The sequence below is a fragment of the Desulfitobacterium sp. genome, from assembly GCF_035539115.1.
Taxonomy (GTDB): domain Bacteria; phylum Bacillota; class Desulfitobacteriia; order Desulfitobacteriales; family Desulfitobacteriaceae; genus Desulfitobacterium_A.
Window position 1 is genome coordinate 1 of the sequence record NZ_DATLJA010000109.1, and the last position, 10,068, is coordinate 10,068.

The window sequence follows — 10,068 nt, forward strand, 5'->3', positions numbered from 1 at the left end:
GTGATTGCGTATCCAGAACTGGGTCCAGAAGCAGTACGCCGACTTGAGGTCAAGGATTTCCCCGTGATGGTCCTTATTGATCACGAGGGGAATAATTTATATGAACTAGGAAAGGCAGAGTATCGGAGAATATAAATATAAAAATCTCTATGGTTATAAAGAGAGGTTAACCACTCTTCCTATAACCATAGAGCCATTTTTAATAGAGGCCATTATCGTCACCTTATCAAGGGTATGATTTTTGAAATTTCTATAGCCTTTGCTGGAAACATCGGTCAGGCTGTTCTCGGTGGTTCGGCGTTAGCCGGATTTGTTCTACTAACAGAAAGTATAAGTTTAGGGCAGATAGCATAAGTGCAACCAACGGCTTTCGTTCTCGCTATGCTCGGCGAAAGCCGGGTTTTCTTTAGCAAGCGAATCAAATTTGAAAGGATGAGCCAAAACTATGTCAACTATTGAAGAAGAATCTTTGGAATTACATCGTGAAAAAAGAGGAAAATTAGGTGTTTATAGTAAGGTAGACGTTAAGGATGCTCACGATTTGGCCTTGGCATACTCGCCTGGTGTAGCGGAACCTTGTAAACAAATCCAAATGAACAGTGAAGATATTTATACTTATACCAATAAAGGAAATTTTGTGGGAGTTATTTCCAATGGAACAGCCGTTCTCGGTTTGGGTAATATCGGAGCCTGGGCGGCGATGCCAGTAATGGAAGGTAAAGCTGTTCTTTTTAAGAAATTTGCCGGTATTGATGCTTTCCCAATCTGCTTAAACTCAACCGATACGGATAAGATTGTAGAAACGGTTAAAATGATGGAACCTTGCTTTGGAGGAATTAATCTTGAAGATATTGGGGCTCCTGCGTGTTTCGAAATTGAGGAGAGACTAAAGAAAGAAATGAGTATTCCAGTCTTCCATGACGATCAACATGGGACAGCAATTGTCGTAATGGCTGGACTTATTAATGCCTTAAAATTAATAAATAAAAAATTTGAGGAAATTAAAGTTGTAACTAATGGAGCTGGGGCAGCTGGAGTAGCAATTATTAAACTTCTCATGAGTATGGGTGTTAAGAATGTGATTATGTGTGATAGCAAAGGGGCAATTTATGAAGGCCGCCCAATTGGCATGAACAAGTATAAAGATGAAATTGCTCTAGTGACTAATCGCCAATTCCTTAAAGGTTCTCTTGCCGATGCATTGGTTGGTGCAGATGTATTTATCGGGGTATCTGTTGCCAATACTGTGACGCAGGAAATGGTTAAGTCGATGGCTAAAGCTCCAATTATTTTTGCTATGGCTAATCCAGTCCCAGAGATTATGCCGGATTTAGCTAAAGAAGCAGGCGCAAAGGTTATTGGTACAGGACGCTCGGATATGCCGAATCAAATTAACAATGTTTCCGCTTTTCCAGGGATTTTTCGTGGCGCATTAGATGTTAGGGCTAAAGAAATAAATGAAGAAATGAAAATTGCTGCTGCTTATGCAATTGCCAGTTTGGTCTCTGATGACGAACTCAATACCGATTATATTGTACCTAAGGCGTTCGACCCAAGATTAGCTCCGACTGTTGCCGCAGCAGTAAGTAAAGCTGCTATGGATAGCGGGGTTGCTCGTATAAAGGTGGATCCGGCAGAAATTTTTGAGAAGGTCAGGAGACTTCAAGAAACAAGATAAGGTTTTGTTTGGCATTTGAGAAAAAATGTATTGTAAAATGGTTTAGAATTATTATTCTAAACCGTTTTTTTTGTGCGCCACGCATGACGATTAACTTGATAATCAAGAATTATAATAACTTTGTAATTGACTACTATTTAGATCAAAAAACACAGGACGCAATCATGAATTACCAAGATGACATAAAGTTATTTCGGATTCAACATACATTTAAGTGATCATGCGTATATCATTTATTGCAAACAAGAACTTGAAAATCTAAGGAGTAAAATGGTATGATAAAGATGAAGAGAGGACAAGGAGGTAATTAAGCATGGCACATATGAACTTTAAAATGGATCGAACAGACGAGAAACCTACAACTCCTCCAACAAGTGATCTTCATGCATCTATTAGGGTCGCTGCAAAACAGGCACGAGCTCGATATAATCCGGAAAAAGATCCTGTTTTACAGGATTTTAAAAGAAAAATGAAACAAATACGAATAAGTTCTTAATGATTTATAAATTGCATAAATATAGGACATGATACTCCTAGGAGGTTGTTATCATGCCCTTGTTTCATTTTGAAAGTAAGAAAGAAAAACGCCAAAAAGAACTAAAAACCTTAGCCAAGGATATCGTTGATGGCGCAATGAAGAATTTTCATTATGACCCGGATAAAGATCCCATTATTCAGGATTTCCGAAGAAAAATGAATAACCTCAAGAGAAAATAATACAAACAAGACCAGTGAACTCTATTGTAATAAGAAGAGTTTGCTGGCCTTGTTTTATTGAGGTACGATAGGGAAAAGAGGTTAAATAATACAGATCTGGTAATGATATTATTTGGGGGAAGATACCATAAAGGAAGTAGGATTTGACATGATCCAAAGTGTTCAAGACCTCGCGACGCGGTTATTGAGTGTTAAAGGAAGGCAAGAAGCTGTTCAAAAATTAAATAAGATCCTAAAAATTCTATTAGATGAACCGAATGCGGTTATGAAAAATATGTATATCTCTTATTTATTGCACTTGATAGTTGGTTATTTCAGAAAACACAAAATCGTTCAAATCAAGGATATGTAGTTTTCACCCCTGAAGAATCAGTGTTAGGTATCATTGCCATGTTTTGCTTAATCGTAGATAGACTTGATTTTACCAAGAACATAGAGATGCTTATAGAGTTTTTTGACTCTCAATTAATTGAACCGCAAGCTCCTACTCTTGATAAGCAGGGGATTGAAGAGACTCTCAAAATTATCGAAGATAAGTTTGATTTATCCAAAGTGGTTTCTAATCCAGTTCCCGTCTTTATATTTCCTTTAAACTACTCCCAAAGAAATGTAAATATGCACAACTGGCCTTATATCAATAGCATTACTTGCACGGCTATCAATCCAGCCTTAGCTGAAGAAAACGAATTACCTGATGACCAATACATTTTGACTCATGAGTTAGGCCACTTGTTAGTCGCTAAACTTAGCGACTATAATACTGTTCCCGAGTCATTCTACCCCATATTTGAGAAAGGCTTTCATAACAAGAGGGAAAATGTAGAAGCAGAATATTGGCCGGAATTATTTGCTGATACTTTTTCTATGGCGGCAGCTTATAATACTGAACTGGCGAATACCAATCCTTTTATGCAAAAGCTTTTCCCTTCGCTCAGCCTTTTTGAACAATACTTTTATAATATTATAGATGAAGCTAAAAGTGATAAAATCTCTCTTTAAGAGACAAACAAAGGGTGAAACCGTGGTATAGACTTAAATCTATTTCCAAGACCCTTAAAAGGGACGCTGCCGCCAGGTTTCACAGGAGAATTCTCTATGACTATGCCGTTGGCGTAGTTCCAGATCAGCCTTCCATGACTCTTTAAGCTACTGAGTAACTTAGGGTCACAGTTAGCGAGTTCTCCAATCGTTCGGATGCCACGATCCCGCAGTTTCTTATTCGTGGCTCTCCCAACGAGAAATAACTCTTCAATACTATTGGCATCTATGTGCATGATTATGCGCTTGGACATCGATAACCACCTCTACATAAATAATCAAACCTATTATATGCGAATATTTGTTCGTAATCAATAAATATAATGTTTCATATTGGCTCATATGTTCTCACTATTACGGTCATTCCTTCATTTATCAGCTCTTTATGGCCTATAATGATGATTAAAGGGTGTTCGATATAGTATAGTTTTTTTGAGGTATTTTGCATGAAGTTAAGACCAAAGAATTCGCGGATGAATGTAGCGGAGATTTTGGCGGCTTTGCTATTCTTCAATACCCAAAGTGTAAGCGATGGTGGATTACTGTAGGAAAGGTCATTGTGAGTTTTGGGATTGCGGATTCGGGAGTGCACTGTGGCGGATGCCGTAACCAAAATAGATGACAAATCCAATGGCCAGCCACACAAAGAAGCGAATCCAGGTTATAAGCGGAAGTTGAAACATCAGAAAAAGACAGAAGGCTGCAGCTAAAATAGGAATCAATGGAACCCAGGGTACTCTGAACGAACGTGGGAGATCAGGTTGGGTTTTGCGTAAAACGATAACTCCAATAGAAACGAAAACAAACGCTGAAAGGGTTCCAATGTTGACCAACTCTGCCACAGTATTAATGGGCGTGATGCCTGCGATAATAGCGACGACAATCCCCGTCAACCAGGTACTGATGAAGGGAGTTTTGTATTTTGGGTGAACGTCGGAAAATATTTTAGGTAATAAACCGTCACGACTCATCGCAAAGAACACACGAGTTTGGCCGTAGAGGAAGACGAGTAAAACGGTCGTAATCCCACCGAGGGCACCCAAGGAAATAATGCCAGCAGCCCAGTCTTGATGGATATACTGGAGGGCGAAGGCTACAGGTGCACTAACATCCAGTAATTGGTATGGAACCACACCGGTCAAAATCAGAGAAACTACAATATAGAGAACGGTACAAACCACAAGTGAGGCAATAATTCCAATGGGCATATCTCGTTTCGGGTCTATAACCTCTTCAGCTGCGGTAGAGACTGCATCAAATCCGATGTAGGCAAAGAACACAACTGCTGCTCCGCCTAATACTCCTTTGAACCCAAAAGGAAGGAAAGGGGTCCAATTGGCAGGTTTAACATACCAAGCAGCAACGAAAATAAACAATAAGACAGCACCAAGTTTGACAAAAACAATAATATTGTTAAAACGTGCGGCCTCCTTGACTCCCCTTGAGATCAGTAAAGTTATAATCAAAGCAATGGCGACGGCGGGAAGATTGAATATGGCACCAGGGCTACTACCAATAGCACCAGTTGCCCAAACTGGAAGGTTAATGCCAAAGCCACTTAGCAGTATTTGAAAATATCCCGACCATCCTATCGACACAGTGCTGGCCGCTAGCAAATACTCCAGCATTAAGTCCCAGCCAATGATCCAAGCCATAAATTCTCCAAGGGATACATAACTGTAGGTATATGCGCTCCCAGCGACCGGAACCGAAGAAGCAAACTCAGCATAGACCAATGCAGCAAATGCGCATGCAATTCCGGAAACAACAAATGAGAGAATAAGACCAGGACCAGCGTATCTAGCAGCAGCTACACCGGTTAGAACAAAGATACCTGTACCAATAATCGCTCCAATTCCAAGCATAGTGAGATCTAAGGCTCCTAGGGTCTTTTTTAATCCACTTTTACCTTGGGTTTCTGACAATAGCTGGTCGATAGACTTTTTGCGAAAGAGTTGGTTCATGATCGCTCTCTCCATTCTGTTTTAATATTTTTGTGATTATAGATGACTGAACTAAACAAATATACTGGTTTTTGGGGTGTCATTGTTCAGTTATTACCATGTCCATGACAGAAACTTTTATACTAATTCCTCTTTTTATTAAAATCTTTAAGTTTAAGTTTTTTCGGCAATTATAAGAGTATGACGGAGCTGTCCAGATATCTTAATCTGGACAGCTTGCTTTTGAGGAAGAACGAATAATTCTTGCAAAAACACAGAAAACTCAACTAGATCAAATCTTAATTGACATATAGTATAGGGGGGTATACTATATAGATATCCGAAGGAGTGATAACAAGTGGATGAAAATGAAGATTTTGAATCCTGTCCGAGCTGCCAACATGAAATGGGTATGGGCGACGAACGGACAAGTCATCATAGTGAAAAGACGATTCGCGAGTTAGTTAACCGCATGAATCGGATTGAAGGTCAAGTCCGAGGTATTAAGGGAATGATTGAGAAGCATGTGTATTGTGACGATGTCCTTAATCAAATTGCTTCAGTACAATCGGCCCTGAATGGGGTTTCTAAACTTCTACTTGAAAAACACATGAAGTCTTGTGTTCGAGAGCAGCTTCAAGCCGGTGACGAAGAAGTCGTGGATGAAGTGCTCAAAACCATTTTCAAAATGATGAAGTAAGACATCGCTTTTCAAGTCAAGAGATAAACTAAGTAAGAAGCAAATAAGTGAGGCGAGCATAATGGCGAGTGAAGTTCGCGATATGGAAATAAAGGTACTGGGGATGACGTGCGAACATTGCGTTCGGCGGGTCACGAAGGCTCTGGAAAGTCTTCCAGGGATTGAAAAAGTTCAAGTCTCTTTAGCTGAAGAAAAAGCTAACTTTAACTGGGATTCGTCCCTAATTGATCGTAAGAGTATTCAGCACGCGATTGAAGAAGCAGGATATTCAACTATACCACTTACCGAAGAAAGTCATGAGGAAACGAAAGACTCTCCGGTAGTTATGGAAGTGCCCAAGTTGAATATGCCAAATGAAGAAAAAGAAAAACAGCAATTTAAACTAACGGGCATGACCTGTGCTAATTGCGCTTTAACAATCGAAAAGGGTTTAGCGAAAATGCCGGGCGTAAAGTTAGCAGCGGTCAATTTTGCCTCAGAGAAATTGGCCTTAGAATATGATCCGAATCTGGTGAAGACAGAAGACGTTTTGGCTAAGGTCAAGGATCTCGGCTATGGAGCCTATAGTGAGGCTGAAGAAGAAGGTAAGCAACAGTTCAAGGTTAGTGGTATGAGCTGTGCCAACTGTGCGTTGACGATTGAGAAGAAATTGAAAAATACTCAAGGGGTCAGCTTAGCCAACGTTAATTTTGCCACGGAAACGGTAAACGTAGAGTTTGATCCAAGTGTCATTAACCTCGATGGAATCTTTGAACAGGTGAGAGATGCAGGTTACACTCCGATTGAGAATAAGGAAGATGATCGGGAAGATAAAACGGTTAAAAAGCAGCTGTACTGGCTGATCTTTAGTGCGGTTCTTTCTTTACCTATCATGCCGCTTATGTATTTACCCATGAGTAAGATAAGCCTGTATAGCATGTTTATTTTAGCGACGATTGTCCAATTTACGGCGGGCTGGACGTTTTATCGGGGAGCCTATCATGCCTTGAAAAATCGTTCCGCGAATATGGATGTGCTTGTAGCCTTGGGAATTACGGCGGCGTACGGATATAGTGTCATGACGACATTCCCGCAAATTTTCTTTGAAGGGCCGACATTCTTTGACACCTCCGCACTGCTGATCACCTTTGTGCGTTTGGGAAAATACCTTGAAGCGAAAGCCAAAGGGCGGGCAGGCCAAGCGTTAAAACGTTTGCTGGAACTTCAAGCCGATAAAGCAAGAATCCTGGTTGATGGCGAAGAAAAAGAAGTTTCCGCTTCAAGTATAAAAATTGGAGATATCGTCGTTGTCAAACCTGGTGAAAAGATCCCGATCGACGGTGAAATCATTGAGGGTCAAGCGAGTATTGATGAAGCGATGATTACAGGAGAATCCATCCCGGTGGATAAAGGAGTGGGTGATCCGGTCGTTGGTGCAACGCTTAACTCTTCGGGAAGTATCAAGGTTAAGACCACCAAAACGGGTAAGGATACCATGCTCTCGGGAATCATTAAAATGGTCGAAGATGCGCAAGGAGTTAAACCTCCGATCCAACGTTTAGCGGACACGATTTCCAACTATTTCGTTCCGACGGTTGTCTCGATTTCCTTGCTGACTTTTTTGATCTGGTACTTCTTGCTTCATAGCAGCTTTGTGTTTGCTTTTACTGCTGCAGTTGCAGTTCTGGTCATTGCTTGTCCTTGCGCGTTGGGCTTAGCCACACCGACCGCGATTATGGTCGGAAGCGGCGTGGGTTTAAATCGAGGGATTTTGTTCAAATCCGCGGCCGTCTTAGAAGAAATTTCCAAACTGCAGGCAATTGGTTTTGATAAGACAGGCACGCTTACTAAAGGAAAGCCTGAGGTTACGGATTTAGTGAGTTTTAACGGATATTCTGAGAAAGAATTGCTTAAGGTAGCAGCCGCAGGGGAAAATCCTTCGATTCACCCACTCGCTCTGGCCGTTGTAGCTCGAGCAAAAGCTGAAGATATACCAATTCCAGACGTTCAAAATTACCAGGAAGAAAGCGGGCATGGAACAATTTGCACCTACGAAGGGCAGCAACTTCTGATTGGCAATATGAAATTGATGCAGAAATTTAAGGTCAGTTTAGGTTCCTCTGAGCAAGAGCTTCAGCGTTTAGCTGAAGAAGGTAAAACCACAAGCTTTGTTGCCTTAGATGGTCAAGTGATCGGCTTAATCGCACTTGCCGATGTACTGAAGGAAAGCACAAAAGAAGCGATTGCCCGATTACATCGATTAGGAATTAAGACGTTTATGATTACGGGGGATAATAAAAAGGTTGCGCACGTCGTCGGTTCGCAAGTAGGGATCGATGAAGTGATTGCCGAGGTTTTACCTCAGGATAAAATTAGTATTGTCAAAAAATATCAGGACCAAGGGTTGAAAGTCGCTATGGTAGGTGATGGTATCAATGATGCCCCAGCATTGGCTCAAGCCGACATTGGAATTGCGATCGGCTCCGGTACAGATGTCGCGAAAGAGACCGGAGATGTCGTCTTGGTCCGGAATGACTTGCTCGATGTCGAGCGAGCGATTCGGTTGGGAAGAAAGACCTTAGCTAAAATCAAGCAAAACCTGTTTTGGGCTTTGATTTATAATACAATCGGTATTCCGATTGCGGCAGGTGTACTCTTCCCGATTACCGGTCAGCTATTACCTCCAGAATGGGCTGGATTGGCAATGGCCTTTTCCTCGGTATCCGTCGTAACCAGTTCGCTTTGGCTCAAACGCTATGATAAAAAACTTGCTGCTTAAGCGTTAGTTTTCGTTCTGTACGATTTCTCTAGGTTGAACCTAATACTGCCTGGAGAGGAAATATAAAATACATCCTTGGAGGTGAAAAAGATGAGTAAAATGACTTTAAAAGTTGATGGAATGACCTGTAATCATTGCAAAATGCATGTTGAAGAAGCACTTCGCGGTGTTAACGGCGTAGAGGATGCACAAGTGGATCTTGCCAAAGGGGAAGCCGTAGTTGCTGGTGAGGCCAACCGTGAAGATTTAGTGAAGGCGGTTGTCGAAGCCGGATACAGCGCCCAGTAAGAATAATTTCTTGCTAAATTGCCATACTAAGCTTTGGATAGGGAAACTTCAGGTGGAGTAGAAAAACTCTATCTGAAGTTTCTTTATTATAACTCGTAGTGAGGTGACAACAATGGCGTTAGTTCCTTATGATCCACTCCGTATGTTTGAACCCATTTGGGACGAGATGGATCGTTATTTTCGCCCAGGTAGAGGAAATGAAGACCTTTCAAAATGGCTGTATCGAGTAGATGTCGATGAGACACCGGAGAACGTGATTGTTACAGCAGAAATCCCCGGGATCGAAAATAAAGAAGACTTGCATATTGAGGTTAATGAAAATATGCTGACGATTCAAGGAGAGACGAAACGGAGCAAGACGGAAACGGAGCAGTTTTCCCATCACTCAGAACGTTATTTTGGCCGATTTAACCGTACGATCACCTTGCCTGCTGTGGTTAAAGCTGATGGCTCACATGCTACTTATAAGAATGGAGTATTAGAGCTTACCTTTTTAAAAGACCGTCATCCAGCAGCGCGTTCGATTGAAGTGGACTTCCATTAATTCCTCAAAATAGAAGCTCAACGCCTACTTCGTGATTTGGCTCTTGTATTCCACAGGAGCATGTCACGAAGTAGTTTTTGATTACGGTCATTATTATTCCGGATTTCGGCGCAAGTCAGTACGTAAGAATTAAAATATGATTGGGAAGACGGTAGGCGATGTATACTGAACCCCATAGGTGAGACACGAATTTAGAGAAGAAACTTCAGCCCAGAATTTAAAGCCCAAGTCGTCCTTCAATTACTGAGGGAAGAGAACACAGTTAATGAGTTAGCTGCCAAGCATCAGATCAGTCCCGTCGTGATTGGCCGCTGGAAGACTGAGTTTTTGGAACGAGCGTCTGATGTATTCAAGAAAGGACCTTCTGACGCCGAACAAGCCCTAGTAGAGAAGGAAGAACAT

The 10,068-nt window shown here is 41.4% G+C and carries 11 protein-coding genes and 2 pseudogenes; 11 read left to right on the forward strand and 2 right to left on the reverse strand.

The features are described 5' to 3' along the window. The 6 genes from VM640_RS16775 to VM640_RS16800 form a co-directional block, all read left to right on the forward strand. A partial coding sequence (locus VM640_RS16775; protein WP_325394036.1) for a fumarate hydratase C-terminal domain-containing protein occupies nucleotides 1-135 on the forward strand: 135 nt, incomplete at its 5' end. 310 nt (nucleotides 136-445) lie between these two features. Beyond that, nucleotides 446-1,678, forward strand: a complete 1,233-nt coding sequence (locus tag VM640_RS16780; protein ID WP_325394308.1) for an NAD(P)-dependent malic enzyme — start codon at nucleotides 446-448, stop codon at nucleotides 1,676-1,678. Nucleotides 1,679-1,991: 313 nt separating this feature from the next. Then, the gene (locus tag VM640_RS16785; RefSeq protein ID WP_325394310.1) at nucleotides 1,992-2,174 is read left to right on the forward strand and encodes a hypothetical protein; all 183 of its coding nucleotides are present in this window, start codon (nucleotides 1,992-1,994) and stop codon (nucleotides 2,172-2,174) included. Nucleotides 2,175-2,227: 53 nt separating this feature from the next. Next, a complete protein-coding gene (locus VM640_RS16790; RefSeq protein ID WP_325394312.1) occupies nucleotides 2,228-2,395 on the forward strand; it encodes a hypothetical protein in 168 nt (55 codons plus the stop codon). 148 nt (nucleotides 2,396-2,543) lie between these two features. Then, on the forward strand, nucleotides 2,544-2,747 hold the full coding sequence (locus VM640_RS16795) for a hypothetical protein (protein ID WP_325394314.1): 204 nt from the start codon (nucleotides 2,544-2,546) through the stop codon (nucleotides 2,745-2,747). Nucleotides 2,748-2,767: 20 nt separating this feature from the next. Further along, nucleotides 2,768-3,394, forward strand: coding sequence for a hypothetical protein (locus tag VM640_RS16800; RefSeq protein ID WP_325394316.1), 627 nt, complete (start codon nucleotides 2,768-2,770; stop codon nucleotides 3,392-3,394). A 41-nt stretch (nucleotides 3,395-3,435) separates the two neighbouring features. Here VM640_RS16800 and VM640_RS16805 read toward each other — a convergent pair. Together VM640_RS16805 and VM640_RS16810 are read right to left on the reverse strand one after the other, a co-directional pair. Beyond that, nucleotides 3,436-3,648: pseudogene (locus tag VM640_RS16805) on the reverse strand (DNA polymerase IV); the annotation flags it as partial. Nucleotides 3,649-3,987: 339 nt separating this feature from the next. Further along, nucleotides 3,988-5,397 carry a branched-chain amino acid transporter BcaP gene (locus tag VM640_RS16810; RefSeq protein WP_325394318.1) on the reverse strand — a complete coding sequence of 470 codons (1,410 nt, stop codon included), beginning with the start codon at nucleotides 5,395-5,397 and terminating at the stop codon, nucleotides 3,988-3,990. 385 nt (nucleotides 5,398-5,782) lie between these two features. Here VM640_RS16810 and VM640_RS16815 point away from each other — a divergent pair, with 385 nt between their 5' ends. The 5 genes and pseudogenes from VM640_RS16815 to VM640_RS16835 all read left to right on the forward strand — a co-directional run. Continuing rightward, the gene (locus VM640_RS16815) at nucleotides 5,783-6,076 is read left to right on the forward strand and encodes a metal-sensitive transcriptional regulator (RefSeq protein ID WP_325394326.1); all 294 of its coding nucleotides are present in this window, start codon (nucleotides 5,783-5,785) and stop codon (nucleotides 6,074-6,076) included. Nucleotides 6,077-6,158: 82 nt separating this feature from the next. Continuing rightward, entirely contained in the window at nucleotides 6,159-8,834 is a 2,676-nt protein-coding gene (locus VM640_RS16820) for a heavy metal translocating P-type ATPase (protein WP_414648023.1), read from the forward strand. A gap of 90 nt (nucleotides 8,835-8,924) precedes the next feature. Beyond that, the gene (locus VM640_RS16825; protein ID WP_325394322.1) at nucleotides 8,925-9,122 is read left to right on the forward strand and encodes a CopZ family metallochaperone; all 198 of its coding nucleotides are present in this window, start codon (nucleotides 8,925-8,927) and stop codon (nucleotides 9,120-9,122) included. Nucleotides 9,123-9,234: 112 nt separating this feature from the next. After that, nucleotides 9,235-9,666 (forward strand): Hsp20/alpha crystallin family protein, encoded by a 432-nt coding sequence (locus tag VM640_RS16830; RefSeq protein ID WP_325394324.1) that lies wholly within the window; start codon nucleotides 9,235-9,237, stop codon nucleotides 9,664-9,666. Nucleotides 9,667-9,861: 195 nt separating this feature from the next. Then, nucleotides 9,862-10,068 (forward strand): annotated as a pseudogene (locus tag VM640_RS16835) (transposase); the annotation flags it as partial.